12 protein-coding genes are annotated in these 16231 nt (G+C 67.4%); 10 read left to right on the top strand and 2 right to left on the bottom strand.

The window, feature by feature from the left end; all coding sequences use genetic code 11:
• The first annotated feature begins 30 nt into the window (after positions 1-30).
• The 10 genes from secA to RDU83_06740 all read left to right on the top strand — a co-directional run bounded on the left by secA (position 31) and on the right by RDU83_06740 (position 12766).
• Complete coding sequence (gene secA, locus RDU83_06785) at positions 31-2679, top strand: preprotein translocase subunit SecA (protein MDQ7840718.1); 2649 nt, start codon at positions 31-33, stop codon at positions 2677-2679.
• On the top strand, positions 2676-4682 hold the full coding sequence (gene lnt, locus RDU83_06780) for an apolipoprotein N-acyltransferase (protein ID MDQ7840717.1): 2007 nt from the start codon (positions 2676-2678) through the stop codon (positions 4680-4682). Before secA ends, lnt begins: the two co-directional genes overlap by 4 nt.
• A 35-nt stretch (positions 4683-4717) precedes the next feature.
• Positions 4718-5819 (top strand): peptide chain release factor 2 gene (gene prfB, locus RDU83_06775; protein ID MDQ7840716.1). Its coding sequence is split into 2 segments (ribosomal slippage): positions 4718-4789 and positions 4791-5819, totalling 1101 coding nucleotides; the frame shifts between segments, so codons are not numbered across the junction.
• Entirely contained in the window at positions 5819-6508 is a 690-nt protein-coding gene (locus RDU83_06770) for a DUF2993 domain-containing protein (protein MDQ7840715.1), read from the top strand. The genes prfB and RDU83_06770 overlap by 1 nt, the downstream gene beginning before the upstream one ends.
• Positions 6505-8472: a DUF5693 family protein gene (locus RDU83_06765; protein ID MDQ7840714.1), complete on the top strand. Its 1968-nt coding sequence runs from the start codon at positions 6505-6507 to the stop codon at positions 8470-8472. The genes RDU83_06770 and RDU83_06765 overlap by 4 nt, the downstream gene beginning before the upstream one ends.
• Complete coding sequence (gene csaB, locus RDU83_06760; protein ID MDQ7840713.1) at positions 8376-9548, top strand: polysaccharide pyruvyl transferase CsaB; 1173 nt, start codon at positions 8376-8378, stop codon at positions 9546-9548. Before RDU83_06765 ends, csaB begins: the two co-directional genes overlap by 97 nt.
• A 63-nt stretch (positions 9549-9611) precedes the next feature.
• The gene (locus RDU83_06755) at positions 9612-9875 is read left to right on the top strand and encodes a stage V sporulation protein S (GenBank protein ID MDQ7840712.1); all 264 of its coding nucleotides are present in this window, start codon (positions 9612-9614) and stop codon (positions 9873-9875) included.
• A 9-nt stretch (positions 9876-9884) separates the two neighbouring features.
• Positions 9885-10838 carry a ribose-phosphate pyrophosphokinase gene (locus RDU83_06750; protein MDQ7840711.1) on the top strand — a complete coding sequence of 318 codons (954 nt, stop codon included), beginning with the start codon at positions 9885-9887 and terminating at the stop codon, positions 10836-10838.
• 7 nt (positions 10839-10845) lie between these two features.
• The gene (gene gltX, locus RDU83_06745) at positions 10846-12345 is read left to right on the top strand and encodes a glutamate--tRNA ligase (protein ID MDQ7840710.1); all 1500 of its coding nucleotides are present in this window, start codon (positions 10846-10848) and stop codon (positions 12343-12345) included.
• Positions 12314-12766, top strand: a complete 453-nt coding sequence (locus RDU83_06740; GenBank protein MDQ7840709.1) for a protein tyrosine phosphatase family protein — start codon at positions 12314-12316, stop codon at positions 12764-12766. The genes gltX and RDU83_06740 overlap by 32 nt, the downstream gene beginning before the upstream one ends.
• A gap of 6 nt (positions 12767-12772) precedes the next feature.
• On the opposite strand, the gene RDU83_06735 is transcribed toward RDU83_06740, so the two are convergent.
• Positions 12773-15088 (bottom strand): glutamine--tRNA ligase/YqeY domain fusion protein, encoded by a 2316-nt coding sequence (locus RDU83_06735; GenBank protein ID MDQ7840708.1) that lies wholly within the window; start codon positions 15086-15088, stop codon positions 12773-12775.
• Positions 15089-15143: 55 nt separating this feature from the next.
• Positions 15144-16082 (bottom strand): dipeptidase, encoded by a 939-nt coding sequence (locus tag RDU83_06730; protein MDQ7840707.1) that lies wholly within the window; start codon positions 16080-16082, stop codon positions 15144-15146.
• Positions 16083-16231: the final 149 nt, after the last annotated feature.

Genomic DNA, 16231 nt, shown 5'->3' with positions numbered 1-16231 from the left:
GCTCCCCTACTCCGGCCTGCGAGGTGTGTTATGCGAGGGTTATTAGGCCGGCTCCTGGGCGATCCGAGCGAGCGCGAGGTGGCGCGGCTGCGCCCCACCGTCGAGGAGATCAACAGCCTGGAGCCGGAGTTCCAGCAGTTGAACGACGAGGCCCTGAGGGATCGCGTCGCCATCTGGCGCGATGGGGTTACCGGGGCGATCGAGGGCCTGGAGGGTGACGAGCGCAAGGCGGTCCAGGCGGCCGCCCTGGACGAGCTGCTGCCCCCGGTGTTTGCCGCCGTGCGGGTGGCCAGCCAGCGCACCATAGGCCAGCGACACTTCGACGCGCAGCTGATCGGCGGGGCGGTGCTCCACCGAGGCAGAATCGCCGAGATGAAGACCGGCGAGGGCAAGACGCTGGTGGCGACTCTTCCGATGGTTCTCAACGCACTTACGGGTCGCGGCGCACACCTGGTCACGGTGAACGACTACCTGAGCCGGCGCGACGCGGGATGGATGGGGCCGATCTACCATCTCCTCGGGTTCTCGGTAGCGGCTATAGGGCACGAGTTCTCCGGGCTGTACGATCCTGCCTACAACGATCCCAAGGCGCACCATGACGATCGCCTGAATCACTTCCGTCCGGTCAGCCGGCGCGAGGCCTACGCGGCGGACATCACCTACGGCACCAACAACGAGTTTGGCTTCGACTACCTCCGCGACAACATGGTCCTGCGTGAGGAGGACCTGGTGCTGCGTGCACTCCACTACGCCATCGTGGACGAGGTGGACTTCATCCTGATTGACGAGGCCCGCACCCCCCTGATCATCTCGGGAGTGGTTGAGGGAGGGGTCGAGCGCTACCAGCGCTTCGCCCGCGTCGTGCCCCGGCTGCAGCGCGACGCGGACTACACCGTGGACGAGAAGCTGAAGAACGCGATTCTGACCGACGAGGGCGTGGCCCACGCCGAGCGGCTGCTGGGGATTGATGACCTCTCCGACCCCGAGCACGGTGACCTCATGCACCAGCTGCACCAGGGACTTCGGGCGCACGCCGTCTACAAGCGTGACGTGGAGTACGTGGTGAAGGACGGTCAGGTTATTATAGTGGACGAGTTCACCGGCCGCCTGATGTTCGGCCGGCGCTACTCCGACGGGTTGCACCAGGCCATCGAGGCCAAGGAAGGTGTCAGGGTGGAGCGTGAGAGCCAGACCCTGGCCACGATCACGTTTCAGAACTACTTCCGCATGTACGAGAAGCTGGCGGGCATGACCGGTACCGCTAAGACCGAGGAAGAGGAGCTGTCCAAGATCTACAACCTGCCGGTGGTCATGGTCCCCACGCACCGGCCGATGGTCCGCGCAGATCACCCGGACATGATCTACAAGACGGAGAAGGGCAAGTGGAAAGCGGTGGTCGAGGAGATAGCCGGGTGGCACGGCCAGGGCCGGCCGGTCCTGGTCGGCACGCGCTCGATCGAGAGGAACGAGCATCTCTCGGAGCTACTGCGCCGCCGGGGGATCCGCCACGAGGTGCTCAACGCCAAGCAACACGAACGCGAGGCGGAGATTATCGCGCAGGCGGGCAGCGTAGGCGCGGTGACGATCGCGACCAACATGGCCGGCCGCGGGGTGGACATAGTCCTGGGCGGGAATCCGCCGGATCCCGTCGAGGCCGAGCGCGTTTGTGCGCTGGGCGGTCTCCATGTCCTCGGGACCGAACGCCACGAGGCGCGCCGTATTGACAACCAGCTTCGCGGGCGCTCCGGCCGCCAGGGTGACCCGGGGTCCAGCCGGTTCTACATCGGGCTGGACGACGAGCTCATGCGCATCTTCGCCGGGGAGCGCATCGCAGGCCTGATGGATCGCCTGGGGTTGGACGAGGACACCCCAATTGAGCACAACCTGATCTCCCGGCAGATCGAGTCGGCCCAGAAGAAGGTCGAGCAGTACCACTTCGACATGCGCAAGCACGTGCTCGAGTACGACGACGTCATGAACGTCCAGCGTAGAGTGATCTACGCCGAGCGGCGCAAGGTGCTCGCAGGCAGCAACATCCGCGAGAACGTGCTCGACATGATCACCCGCCTCGTCGAGACACAGGTTGAGGCGATCTGCGTCAAGGATGTCCACCCCGAGGACTGGGACCTTGAGGGTCTCCGCGCGGAGATAGGCCAGATCATCCCGTCCCTGACCGGCCTGCAGTTCGAATCGCTACGCGGGCTGCGCTCCGACGAGGTGGCCGACCGCGTGGCCGACGCGGCCTTGGAGGCATACGAGCGCCGCGAATCCGAGATCGGCGCCGCTACGCTCCGCGAAATCGAGCGGCTGGTGCTCCTCCAGACCTTGGACCGCAAGTGGATAGATCACCTGCACAACATGGACGCCCTGCGTGAGGGAATCGGCCTGCGCGCCTATGCGCAGGCGAGTCCCCTGATCGAGTACCAGCGGGAAGGCTATGATCTGTTTCAATCCACGCTCCAGGCCATCCAAGAGGAAGCCGTTAGGATGCTCTTCCGCCTGGAGGTAGTCCCACAGGAGCGCGCGGTCGCGCGTCCAGTCATGCCGGCGCGTGAGCCGGGTGTCCACGGCGGCAAGTCCGGAGCCGGCGGCGCCGGCCAGCCCAAGGTCGGACGGAACGATCCCTGCTGGTGCGGGAGCGGGAAGAAGTTCAAGAAGTGTCACGGCCGGGAGGCGTGAGGGCACCCGGCAGGCGTCTCCGGATCGGTGGTGCCCTAACCAGCGGGCTGCTGTTTGCCCTGGCTTTCCCTGGTCCGGACCTCGGCTGGCTGGCCTGGATCGCGCTTGTACCGCTTCTGCTGGCCATCCGCGACCTTTCTCCCACGCAATCCTTCCGGTACGGTCTTCTGGCAGGGCTGCTCGGGTTCGGCCTTCTGCTGGAGTGGATCAGGGTCTTTGGACTGCCGGCCTGGGGACTGCTCACGGCCGCCCTTGCATTGTACCTGGGTGGCTTCGCAGCCGGTACCTCTTTCCTCGTCCGCGGAAGGCCTGCCGCGCTGCTGTGGGCGGCGCCGCTCACCTGGGTGGCGGTCGAGCTGGTCCGTTCGGTCGGGCCGCTCGGGTTTCCCTGGGGCCTGCTCGGTCTGACCCAGTACCGGACGCCGGTCGTGCTGGGGCTGGCTTCGGTGGTCGGGGTCTACGGGATCTCAGGGCTGATCGCCCTGGTGAACGCCGCCGTGGCGGTTGCGCTCTCGCAGCGCCGGATTGACCGCGGATCGGGCAAGGCGATGGCCGCGGTGGCGCTCGTGGTGGCTGCTGCGCTTGCATCCGCCGCGGTCTCCGTTGGAGCGGTTCGGGAAGGAGCACGGCACGCCGAGCACCGTACCGTTGCGGTAGTACAGCCCAATGTGTCCCCGCTGCAGAGGGGAAGTCCCTCGGATGTTGCGTGGCTCGTCGCCGGGCTGGTGCGCCAGACCGGCGAGGCGAGGTCTGCCGGTGCGGAGATCATCGTCTATCCCGAGACCGCGGTGCCCACCGATCTCGGCGAGGTCCCCGAGCTGAGGGCGGCCATGGCACAAGGTGCAGCCGGGGCACTGGTGGTGGCCGGCGCAACCCTCCGGGGCCCGCGCAACGGGGCGGTTGTGCTGGACCCCGAGGGAGAGCCGCTGGGCACCTACGCCAAGCAGCGGCTCGTCCCCTTTGGCGAGGCCGGTGTGGTCCCGGGCGTTGATGCGCAGCCGGTGCGGACGCCGGAGGGGACGATCGGCTTAGTGATCTGCTACGAGTCGGCGTTCCCTTTCATGGTTAGGTCCACGGTTGCGGGCGGCGCCGACCTGATCACGGTGCTCACCAACGACGGGTGGTTCGGGCGGGGCGCAGGACCTGCTCAACACTCTGCCCACGCGGTCGTTCGGGCTGTTGAAACCGGCCGCAGCGTGGCGCGCGCCGCGAACACCGGCTCCTCGATGCTCATCGGTCCGGATGGCACCGTTCTGCGCTCGCTGCCTCTCGATACCGCGGGCGTGCTGGTGGCATCGCTTCCTGTTGGCGGTCCGGCGACGCCGTACGTATCATGGGGCTGGATGGTGGCGCCACTGGCCGTCGCGGTGTGGGTGCTGGCCGCGGCGCCGGAGGGCGTCGCGGTCCTGCGCCGGCGGCCGGCCGCTGCATGGAGATTGGTTGCAGCCATGGCCATCCCCGCGGTGCCTTGGGTTCTGGGGCGCCTGCTCTCTCCCGGTGGTGATGGGCCAGGTCCTCTGGTGGCCTTGGGCGTGCTGCTGGCCTCCATGCTGGTGGGGCGGGGCCACCTGCTGAATCGCCGGGGAATCTGGGCCTCGGCAGCCGTCTCGCTGGGGGCCACGGGCCTTCTTGTTTGGGCGATACGGGCGGCCTACGCGCAGTACGGGTTTGTGGTGCCGGTCGGAGTTCCCGCGGGCGGGTGGCTCATCGGCATCCTGGGGTATATGCTGGGCGGGATCGCGGTCGAGGCCTGGCTGCGCGGCGCGGTATTCGCCGCGGCCCGGGAGTTGGGTGGGTGGGTGTTCGCCGTGGCGGTGTCAACCGCCATGGGCGTTGGTCTCTACCTGGGCTTAGCCCGGGTCCCCCAGGAGATCCTGTTCTGGTACCTTATCACCAGCGCCGGATACGGCCTGCTGCGCGTTCGCACAGGGGATGCGGTGGGCCTGGGTCCGGCGCGCGGTCTGGGTGACGCCGCGATTCTTGCGCTCTCGGGGCTGCGGTAGAGCCCGTCCGGGCGTTCTGGTATAATGCACTCGCCATGATCCAACTCGACGATCTGCACGTTCGGCTCAACGAGAGCCGCCGCCGCCTCCAGGACCTCCGGGGGCATCTTTGACCTGCCGGCCAAGCAGACCCGCATTTCCGAACTTGAGGTAGCCATGCAGCAACCCACGCTCTGGGCCGACCCGGAGCGGGCCCGGGCCGTGGGAGTGGAGCTCAGCCAGATTCGCACCACGGTGGAGACGGTGGGCGCCCTGCAGCGGCAACTTGACGACCTTGAAGCTCTCCTGGAACTCGCAGCCGAGTCCCCTCAGGATCTCGACCCCGCCGACATCGAGGCCGAGGCGCGCGCGGTGGCAGACGCCCTGTCCCGGATTGAGACCGCGGCGCTGCTTTCGGGCCCCCACGACGCCTCCAACGCGATCCTCTCGATCCATGCGGGTGCCGGCGGTACGGAGTCCCAGGACTGGGCCTCGATGCTGCTGCGGATGTACCTGCGTTGGGCCGATGGAAAGGGATACACCGTGGAGATCGTGGACCTGTCGTCTGGCGAGGAAGCCGGCCTCAAGAGCGTTACCGTGATCATCAGCGGTCCCTACGCCTACGGCCACCTCCGGACGGAACGGGGAGTCCATCGTCTGGTGCGGCTTTCGCCCTTCGATGCCGCGCACCGACGGCACACCTCGTTCGCGCTGGCGGACGTTATTCCCGAGGTGGACGGCGTGGAAGTGGAGATGCGCGAGGACGACGTGCGCGTCGAGACCTACCGGGCCGGCGGCGCCGGCGGACAGAACGTCAACAAGGTGGAGACCGCGGTTCGCGTGATCCACGTGCCCACCGGAATCGTTGTGCAGTGCCAGAACGAGCGGTCCCAGCACGCCAACAAGCTGACCGCGCTGCGCGTCCTGAAGTCCCGTCTGGTGGAGGCGGCCGAGGCGCAGCAGCGCGAACGCCTGGTCGAACTCCGCGGGGAGTACCGAGAGGCCGCCTGGGGGAACCAGATTCGTTCCTACGTCCTGCATCCCTATCAAATGGTCAAGGACCACCGGACGGGCGTTGAAACCGGCAACTCCGCCGCAGTGCTGGACGGCGCGCTCGACCAGTTCATCGAAGCTGCGCTGCGCGCGCAGGCGGTCTGATGCGCCGAGCCGTCTGGTGGCTGATCGGGATCGCCGCTCTTGCGGCGCTGTGGTCGTGGGTGCCTTCGGCCTTCGTCCGGCATCAGGTGGCCGCCTCGATCCGCTCGCAACTAGGCCCCCCGGGGCAGTTGACGGTCAGGGCACGCACCACGGCGTGGTCGCTCGCGCGTGGCCGCGTGAACCATTTGGAGATCGAAGCTCGGGACCTGTCCCTGGGCAAAGTCCCTGCCCGCCGGTTCCGCGCCGTCATGGCCGGTGTCGAGATGGCAGGGTCGGGCCAGGGCGGAGCGGCAATCCGCAGCGTGGAGTCCGGCAGCGCGGAACTCGAGATCGGTCAGCCGGATCTGGAGCGCCTGCTGGCAGATCACGGTATCGTCGGCCCCGTGGTAACGATTGACGCCGTTGGGATCACCGCGACGGGCCTGGTGCGTGCCGGACCGGTCGCAGGGCCGGCGAGGGTCCGCGGGCAGTTCTACGCCGTCTCCGGAACCGATCTCCACTTCCGCGTGGCGTCCCTGGAGGTGAACGGAATGGAACTGCCTCCGGCGCTCGCCAACGCGGTGCTGGCCGTGGCCTCGCAACCCATTCTGTCGCTGCGCGGCCTGCCGGTGCCCGTTCAGATTGAGCGGGTGATCTCGGAGGCAGGCCGGGTTGTCGTATTCGCGCAGGTCGTGGGATCCCTCCGGTGACGCGGCGCGCCCTGGTCTGGCTGGTTGTGCTCGGCCTTGTAGCCTCCGCTGTCGTGCTGGCCACGCGCCACCGCCTTGAATCTCGGTACCGCGCCGTTGAGATCGTGCTGGACGGCGATGATTGGGTGGCGTTGATCCGGCGCGAGGGCCGCCCGGTTTCCTCGGTGATGGCCGACCTTCGTCGGCGCGGCGCGGTCTCGGTGGCGCTCAGCGACAACACCCTCAAGAAACTCGTCGGGGAGGGCGCGGTCAGCTACGCCGGCGGCGGTCCGCTCGCCTCCGCGGGAAGACTGGCCGCACTGCGTGAGCCTTTTACCGGTTTGGCGGCCAGGGGAGAGCTGCGCGAGGACGCGGTCTACATTTCGGGACCGCCGGAGGCGATGGCGTTCGTCCGAGGGCGCCTGACCGCGCTGCTGGGCCCGGATAGGGTGCGCGCACTAGACGGCGCGATAGAGGTTCTGGGCACGGTGCCCGATCTGGAGGAGTTGGGTCTGGGGTTCCGGCCCGCGGACGCCGCTCCCTACCGGACGGCGGGTTTGGAGGTGGTGCTGCGCCCGCGCAACTTCCGCGGGCTTACTTCCGAGAGCCTGGGTGTGATGGTCGAGAGCTACGCGGCAACAACGTCCTCGCCGATACTGATCTTCGCGCTCGCCGAGGTCTTGGGCTACGAGGGGCTGCTCACGGAAGCCGCGGCCGCCTACCAGCAGGCCGGAGTTCGCTACGGCCGGATCGAGGTGTTCACGGAGCGCCGGAAGCAGAAAGGCGAGGACCGCCTCACCGCCCTGTTGCGGCCGTCGGTGATCCGCGTCTTCAGCATCACCCCGGAAGAGCTGCTGGTGCTGCAGCCCGATGAGGTGGTAGACAAGTTCGTGCGCGCGGCGGCGGAGCGCAACATCCGGCTGCTCTACCTCCGGCCGTTGCTCGCGACGCCCGCCGGTACACCGGCGCTGGAGATCAACCTGGGCGTGGTAGAGACGGTCGCCCGGGAGTTGCGGGCGCTGGGCTTCGCTACCGGTCGGGCACGGCCGCTTCCGCCCCTGGAGGTGCCGGCTCCGCTGATCTGGGTGGCGGCGCTCGGGGCCGCTGCTCTGGGCCTGCTGGTCATGGACGACCTGGCGCGAGTGCTCGGCACCCGTGTTCCACGTGGCGCGTACGGTGTGATTCTGGGCGCAGCCGTGCTGCTGAGCGTGCTGGCCGGGTTCACCCGGTTTGACGCGCTGTGGAGGCAGGTGTTGTCGCTGGCCACCGCGGTGGCAGGTGCTGCCGGCGCGACCGTGTGGGCACTGCCGCGCTCCAGGAAGTCGGGCGCCGGCGCCGTTGCCGAGGGATGGCTCACGCTCTTCCGCGCCGCCGCAGTGGCGACCGCCACCGGCGTCTTCGTGGCCGCGCTGCTCAGCAGATGGGAGTTCATGCTGGCCTTCTCTGCCTTCCTGGGGGTGAAGGTTGCGCACGTAGCGCCGGTGGTGCTGGTGGCCCTGATGCTGGCGTTCGACCGGCGGGAGGGCGACTGGCGCTCAACCGTGCATGAACTGAACGACTGGGTAGCTCAGCCGCTCCGCCTGGGGGCGGCGCTGGCCGTGCTCGCAGCCGGTCTTGCAGGGGTCATGCTGCTGGCGCGAACCGGCAACATAAGCCTGCCCCTCGCCGGAGCCGAGGAGCAGCTTCGAACGGTCCTGGAGAACCTGCTCGTGGCCCGCCCTCGCACCAAGGAGTTCCTGATCGGCTACCCGGCGCTGGTAGTAGCCGGTGTTGCGGCCTCGTTGGGATGGAGGCGGGTCGCGCTGGCATTCGCGCTGGTAGGTACCATCGGCACCGCCGGCGCGATCAACTCGTTCTCCCACCTGCACACCCCTCTGGTCTACACTGTGTGGCGGACAGGGAACGCGCTCCTCTTGGGCGCGGCCCTCGCCGTCCCTGCGGTCATGGTGCTCCTCTGGCTATCGCGGCGACCGGACCGGTCCTAGTCAGCGGCTACTACGGCTTCGGCAACCTGGGCGACGAGGCCGTCCTGGCCGGGCTCATCGCCGGGCTGCGCGCCGCCGGGGTGGACCTGCGGCTGGTGGTGCTCTCCGCCGACCCGGCGGAGACGGCAATCCTGCACGGGGTGGAGGCCCATCCACGCTCCCCTCGTGCCGTATGGCAGGCGCTGGCTGGTGCGCGCCTGCTGATCAGCGGAGGCGGATCCCTGGTCCAGGACGTGACCAGCGCGCGCAGCGCCCTGTACTACATCGGCACCATGCTCGCAGCTTCCATGCGTCGGGTGCCGTTCGCGGTGGTCGGGCAGGGGGTCGGGCCGATCCACCGGCCGTGGGTAAGAGGGCTGGCAGCCAAGGCGTTCAACCGCGCGCAGGCGATCAGCGTGCGCGACGCAGCGTCAGCCCGCGCGCTCCGGGCGATGGGAGTGGTCCGCTCGGTAGACGTGGGAGCGGACCTGGCCTCGCTGTTGATTCCATCCCCGCCCCAGCGTGCGGAAGACTTGCTGACCCAATCCGGACTGGACGGCTCGGCCCCGCTCCTGGGAGTTGCGGTGCGCCCGTGGAAGGGTCTGGCAGAGGTCTCGACCATGGGTAGGGCAGTGCGGCGCTTCGCAGGGGCGCACGGCGCGCAGGTCGCGGTCTTCCCGTTTGACCGGACTCGCGATCTGGAGATCAGCCACGCCGTCGCAGCGGCCTCCGCCGGCCGCGTCGTGCAGGCCGCGACCCCCCAGGACCTGCTGGGTCTGGTGGGTGCGATGGACCTGATGCTGTGCGTCCGCCTGCACGCCCTGATCTTTGCGACGCTCCAGGCCGTGCCTGCGGTGGCTCTGGCCTACGATCCCAAGGTGACCGCGTTCGCGTCCGGGATGGGCCTGCCAGGTCCCCTACCCGCTGATGCCTCAGAGCAGGCCCTTGAAGAAGCGCTGACCGCCGCCTGGCGGGCGCGCGCAGTCGCGCGCGCCCGCCTGCGGTCGGCCGTTCCTGCCCTGAGGCAGGCGGCCGCATCCGGTATCGGCAGCGTCGTGAGGCTGCTGGCAGGAGTTCCGACCCAGGGAACGGAATAGCCATCCGGATATCGAATACGCCGTAGGCTTTCCGTCGCTGCATTCGAGGAGGCGCCGTCCACCATGCCGGAGGTGCTCAAGGTCTCCGCGGACTCCAAGCCAAAGGCAGTGGCAGGGGCAGTGGCCGCAGTGGTGCGCGAGAAGGGGTCGGTCGAGCTTCAGGCCATCGGCGCGGGTGCGGTGAACCAGGCGGTCAAGGCGATCGCGATCTCCCGGGGATATGTCGCGCCCAACGGGATAGACCTCGTGGCCATCCCGGCTTTCACAAAGGTCGAGATAGACGGGGAGGAGCGGACCGCAATCAAGTTCCTCATCGTGCCGCGGTAGAGTTCGCCAATGGATGCTACCGACTACGGGAAGCTGAAGCTTTTCTGCGGCAGCTCGGTGCCCACCCTGGCCCGGGAGATCGCCGACTACCTGGCCATCCCCCAGGGGAAGGTGATGTTGACGCGCTTCGCCGACGGAGAGGTTTACTGTCGCTTCGAGGAGAACGCGCGCGGCGAAGACGCTTTCGTGGTTCAGTCCACCTGCCACCCCGTCAACGAGCACCTGATGGAGCTCCTGATCATGGTGGACGCGCTCCGCCGCGCCTCCGCCGGGCGCATCACCGCCGTGATCCCCTACTACGGCTACGGCCGGAAGGATAAGAAGGACGCGCCGCGCGAGCCGATAACCGGACGGCTTGTGGCGGATTTGCTCACAACGGCCGGCGTAAGCCGGGTCCTGACGGTTGACCTGCACGCAGGTCAGATCGAGGGCTTCTTCACCATCCCGGTGGACCATCTGCGGGCGCTCCCCCTGTTTGCGGACTATCTGGCGCGCAAGGGCCTGGCCAACGGGGTCGTGGTGGCGCCCGATGACGGCGCGGTGCGCCGCAGCAAGCAACTGGCCGACCGGCTGGACCTCCCCCTGGCCGTGATATTTCAACGGCGCGTGGGCACCGATGCCAAGGAGCCGGTACAGGTCGTGGGTGAAGTCCAGGGGCGGACGCCAATACTCATAGAGGACATCATTGACACCGCCGGGACCGTGGACCGTGCTATGGACGTGCTGCTCGCGCAGGGCTGCGTGCCCGAGATCTACGTGTGCGCGACCCACCCGGTCTTTGCGGGCCCTGCGTTCGATCGCCTGTCCCGGCCCGAGATCCGCGAGGTGATCGTGACGAACACCATTCCGTTCCCGGCGGGGGGGCCGCCCGCGAAGGTCACCCTGCTCTCGGCGGCGCCTCTGCTGGCGGAGGCGATCCGCCGCATCCACCTGAACCAGTCCGTCAGTTTGCTGTTTGTCTGATCCCGGCATGGCCCAAGTCCGCACGCGCTACGCGCCATCCCCCACCGGGTACCTTCACATGGGCGGGGCCTGGATGGCCTTCTTCAACTGGCTGCACGCCCGCAGCTCCGGCGGGCAGTTCATCCTGAGGGTGGAGGACACCGACCGCACCCGCTCCACCCAGGAGTACGAGAACTCGATCTTCGAGGACTTCGGCTGGTTGGGGATCGCCTGGGACGAGGGACCTGACATGGGTGGGCCCCTCGGTCCCTACCGGCAGACCGAGCGCGACGGCATCTACGCGTGTTACGCGCAGGAGCTGCTCGACCGCGGCGCGGTCTACCCATGCTACTGTTCCTCCGACGAGCTGGAGGCCGAACGGCAGCAGGCCGCCGCAGCCGGGCGGTCGCACCGCTACTCGGGCCGCTGCCGCGATCGCAGCATCGCGGATCGCGCGGTCCTGGAGGCCGCGGGTGTGCGCCCCTCGCTCCGACTGCGCGTGACAGGGGCCCACGACCCCATTGTTGTGGACGATCTGGTGCGCGGCCGCGTGGTCTTCGACCCCGAGCACCTGGACGACTATATCATCGTCCGCTCGGACGGCACGCCGCTGTACAATTTCGCCAACGTGGTGGACGATCACCTGATGCAGATCACCCACGTGATCCGCGGCAGTGAACACCTCTCGAACACGCCCAAGCAGTTCGTGATGTACCGGGCGCTCGGCTGGACGCCGCCTGCCGTGGCCCATCTGCCTACGATCCTGGGCGCAGACCGAAAGAAGCTCAGCAAGCGGCACGGCGACACCGCCGTGCGCGAGTACCGTGGGCAGGGCTTCCTGCCCGAGGCGATCCTCAACTTCTTCGCGCTCATGGCATGGCATCCCGAGGCCGAGCGCGAGGTGTACGCCTTGGAGGAGATGATACGGAGATTCCGCCTTGAAGATGTGGGCCGCGCGTCGCCGACCTTCGATCTGGACAAGCTCACCTGGCTGAACGGCGTGTACATGCGGGGGCTGATCGAGCAGGACCGTGACCGCGTCGCAGAGCTGTGCGCCCGGGTTCTCATCCAGGAGGGCCTGCTGGCAGGCGAGCCCACGCCAGAGCAACGGCGGTACCTGGCGCAGGTGATCGGGGTGGTAGGGGACCGGTTGAAGGCCGGCCGCGATATCGTGGCCTACGGCGACTTCTTCTTCCGCGAACCCGTCTACGATTCCGAGGCCGCGGCCAAGTACCTCACGCGGGTAGCGGCGCCGCTGCTCTTCGAGTACGCGGACGCGCTCACCGCGCTGGATCCCTTCGAGAGGGGAAGCATCGAGATCGCGCTACGCGAGGTCTGCGCCCGTGCCGGCGCGGAAGCCCGCGCGCTGGTCCACCCGGCGCGTGTTGCGCTCACGGGCAAGACGACCGGCCCCGGCCTGTTTGAGCTGATCGAGGTTCTGGGTAGGGAGCGGGCTGTCGAGCGGCTGCGTCGGGCGGCAGGGGGGTGTGACGACGATGGAGCAGATCAAGAACTTCGCGCAGATTGACGAGCGGCTGGGTACCGGCGGGCAGCCGACCGAGGCCCAGTTGCGCGAGGTAGCGGAAGCCGGCTATGAGGTAGTGGTGAACCTCGGACTGCTCGACCCGAGGTACTGCCTGCCGGACGAGGCCGGTCTGGTCGAGTCGCTTGGGCTGAAGTACCATCACATCCCCGTGAAGTTCGACGCCCCGACGGTCGAGGATTTTCAGAGGTTCCTGGTCTTGATGGACCGCTGCCCTACCAGGAAGACGTTCATTCATTGCGCGGCCAACTACCGGGTATCGAGCTTCGTGGCGTTGTATGGGCAGTTGCGCTTGGCATGGACCGTGGAACAAGCGGACGCGCATGCCCGGCGGTTCTGGGGCCTGGACGAGGTGTGGCTGGGGTTCATCGAGGCGTGCCGGAAGCAACTGGGGCTGGATGGCTAGCCCTCCCTAGGAATCACCGCCCAGCTTGCGCGCGACCAGGTCCTGCACCAACTGCGGGTTCGCCCGACCCTCGGTTTCCCGCATCACCCCTCCGACAAAGAAGCCCGCGAGCGCCGTCTTGCCTTGTCGAAATGCCCTAACCTTGTCCGGGTTATCGGCGACGAGTCGGTCCACGATCGGCTCGATGACACCTGCATCGCTGATCTGACGAAGGCCCTTTGCCTCCACGATCTCGACAGGTGCGGCTCCGGTTTCCTGGGCTTCGGCCAGCACGTCCTTGGCGATGCGGCTGTTGATGGTTCCCGCTTGGATGAGGGCCACCAGCGCCGCAAGTTGGGCCGGGGAAACCCTGGTGTTGCCCGCGCGGATGGCCGGGCCCAGGTCGTTGACGACCCAGATGGCAATTGCGGCAGCGTCTCCATGCCTTGCGGCCTCTTCGAGGTAGGCCGCAAGCCGCATTTCCCGTACCAGGACCGATGCTCCGGTTTCACCCACGCCCAGGGCCGCAAGACGGGCGTGCTCGTCCTGCTGCTGTGGGGTGAGCTCTGCCCGGGTCTTCGGCTTTGACTCAGCCCCCCCTGCGGGCTTGGGCTGGACCTTGGCATACCCCTTGGGTTTCTCCCTGGCCTTTGTCCAGGAGTCGCGCAACGCCACGATGCGGTTGAAGACAATGCGGCCAGGTCTGGAGTCCACCGGGTCCGGCCAGAAGTATCCCAGTCGCTCGAACTGGTACCTGGTGTCCGGGGGATCCTGGAGCACGCTGGGCTCAATGAAGCCCTCGAAGATGGCCAGCGATTCCGGGTTCAGGTGGTCGGTGAACTCGCCCTCGGCGGCCTCGGGATCGGGCACACGGAAGAGGCGGTCGTAGAGACGCATCTCTACCCCCACCGCGTGCGGCGCACAGACCCAGTGAATGGTGCCCTTAACCGGGCCTCCCGCGGGATGTTTGCCGAGAGTGTCGGGGTCATAGGTGCAGCGCAGCTCGGCGATCTCGCCGGATGCGTCCCGCAACACCTCGTTGCAGCGGATCACGTAGGCGTGCCGCAGCCGCACCAGTCCTCCCGGGATCAGGCGGTGGAACCCATTGGGCGGATCTTCCATGAAGTCGTCGCGCTCGATGTAGAGTTCTCTCGAGAACGGCACCGTCCTTGATCCCTCCCTGGGCACGTCGTGCGGCCAGTAGGAGGCCTCGATGTGCCGGACCTCTCCTGTGGGGTAGTTGGTGACCACCACCTTGAGGGGCCTGATCACGGCCAGCACGCGGGGGGCGCGGTAGTTGAGGTCGTCACGCACGGCTGCCTCGAAAAAGCCCAGGTCCACGCGGCTGTTGGCCTTGGCCACGCCGATGCGGTTGGCGAACTCCCGGATGGCTTCAGGGGTTACACCGCGCCGCCGGAGGCCCGAGACCGTAGGCATGCGCGGGTCATCCCATCCCTTCACGTGCCCTCCGTCTACGAGCTTGATCAGCTTGCGCTTGGACAAGACCGTGTAGTCCAGGTTCAGCCGGGCGAACTCGTACTGGTAGGGGCGGGGCGATTCGGGCAGGCCGCACTTCCCGCGCAGGTTCTCCAGTAGCCAGTCGTAGATGGCACGGTTGTTCTCGAACTCCAGGGTGCAGATGCTGTGCGAGATGCCCTCGACGGCGTCGGAGAGCCCATGCGCGAAGTCGTAGAGCGGGTAGAGGCACCACGCGTCGCCTCTGCGGTAGTGCGATGCGTGCACGATCCGGTAGAGCACCGGGTCGCGCATTTTCATGTTGGCGCTCGAGAGGTCAATCCTGGCCCGCAGCGCGTGCGCGCCTCCTGGGAACTCGCCCGCCCGCATGCGCTCGAAGAGGTCCAGGTTCTCCGCCACGCTGCGGTCACGGTAGGGGCTTGGCGTTCCGGGTTCGTTCACGGTGCCCCGGTACGCGCTGGTCTCCTCATCGCTGAGGGTCTCCACGTAGGCCTTGCCGTCCCTGACGAGCTGCACCGCCATCTCGTGGAGGCGCTCGAAGTAGTCGGATGCATAGAGCTCCCTGGTCCACTGGAAGCCCAGCCACCGCACGTCCGTCTTGATCGCCTCGACGTACTCGATCTCCTCGGTCTCGGGGTTGGTGTCGTCGAAGCGCAGGTTGCACTCCCCGCCGTAGTCGAGCGCGAGCCCAAAGTTGAGGCAGATGGACTTGGCGTGCCCGATGTGCAGGTAGCCGTTGGGCTCGGGCGGAAAGCGGGTGACGATCTTTGAGGCGCGCCCCGCCCGGAGATCTTCTTCGATGATCTCCGTGATGAAGTTGGGATTGACGCGCCGCTCTTTGGTCGGGATGTTCGTCTCGTTGCTCATGGTGACTCCTGCGCTCCAGGATACACCCTCAGACAAGTGGCAGAAAGGGTGCGGCTCAGTTCTTCCAGACCTGACGGAATACCCGCAGCGCGTTCCCACCGAGGATCTTGTGAATCTGCTCCGCGTTGTAGCCGAGCCGCAGCAGCCCAATGGTCAGGTTTGGGAGCCGGGAGACGTCTTCGAGCCCACGAGGGGTCTGGGGTATTCCGTCGTAGTCCGCACCCAGAGCTACATGATAGACTCCCATCACCTTGACCATGTGATCAATGTGGTCAAGGACCCGCTCCGCAGTGGCCTCGCCAAGGATTTCAGGCCAGAAGTTGACGCCGACCACGCCGCCCCGGCCGGCGATGGCTCGGAGTTGCTCATCGGTCAGGTTGCGCGGATGTGGACGGAGCGCAGCCGCATTGGAATGGGAAGCAATGAGCGGACCTCGGGTCGTTCGCATCGTGTCCCAGAATGCGGCCTCCGAGAGGTGCGACACGTCCACGATAATGCCGAGCTCCTCCATGCGTCGCAGGACCGCCCGGCCCGCGTCCGTCAGCCCGCCGTGCTCCCGGCCTAGTGCTCCGTCTCCCAGAATGTTGCTGGCGTTCCAGGTAAGCCCCAGCATCCGGACGCCCTGAACGTAGAGCGCGTCGAGGACCCGGGGATCGCCGCGCAGAACCTCGCCACCGTTCTCGATTGAGAGGACCGCCGCGATCCTGCCTACCCGCCGCGCCGCATCAATCTCTTCGACCGTCGTGACAAGTCCGATCTGCGAGGCATTGGCCGTCATAGCGTCGTGGAATGTCCGGATCAGCGCCCAGGCCGGTGCCGGTCCCTGGTCTGGCGCGGTGTAGGCCGCGAATACCTGCACTCCGACCCCGCCTTCGCGCAGGCGCGGTAGGTCGACGTGGCCTCGTGCCGAGCGCTCCGCCAGGGTGCGCCTGCGGGCGTGCAGGTCGAGCAGGGTGTCGCAGTGCAGATCAACGATGGTGGCCGTCCTATGCACTTCAGGCGGCTGGTTTCCCGCCCGTCCCACAGCCGATCCCGCATGCCATGAAGACGGCAGGCCTAAGATGATCAGACCGCAGGCGAGCAGGGCGACCTTCCTCGCTCTCACAGTAGGTCGCATTTTCACCACTGATTCGCAATCTCCCT

Source organism: bacterium (genome assembly GCA_031082185.1).
Lineage (GTDB): Bacteria > Sysuimicrobiota > Sysuimicrobiia > Sysuimicrobiales > Humicultoraceae > VGFA01.
This window is presented reverse-complemented; position numbering and strand designations above follow the sequence as displayed.

Excerpts from the sequence above, each read along its gene's own strand:
- RDU83_06735 (MDQ7840708.1), bottom strand. The coding sequence starts at position 15,088 with ATGAGCAACGAGACGAACATCCCGACCAAAGAGCGGCGCGTCAATCCC.
- gltX (MDQ7840710.1), top strand. The coding sequence starts at position 10,846 with ATGGCCCAAGTCCGCACGCGCTACGCGCCATCCCCCACCGGGTACCTT.
- RDU83_06740 (MDQ7840709.1), top strand. The coding sequence starts at position 12,314 with ATGGAGCAGATCAAGAACTTCGCGCAGATTGACGAGCGGCTGGGTACC.
- RDU83_06750 (MDQ7840711.1), top strand. The coding sequence starts at position 9,885 with ATGGATGCTACCGACTACGGGAAGCTGAAGCTTTTCTGCGGCAGCTCG.
- RDU83_06755 (MDQ7840712.1), top strand. The coding sequence starts at position 9,612 with ATGCCGGAGGTGCTCAAGGTCTCCGCGGACTCCAAGCCAAAGGCAGTG.
- RDU83_06770 (MDQ7840715.1), top strand. The coding sequence starts at position 5,819 with ATGCGCCGAGCCGTCTGGTGGCTGATCGGGATCGCCGCTCTTGCGGCG.
- secA (MDQ7840718.1), top strand. The coding sequence starts at position 31 with ATGCGAGGGTTATTAGGCCGGCTCCTGGGCGATCCGAGCGAGCGCGAG.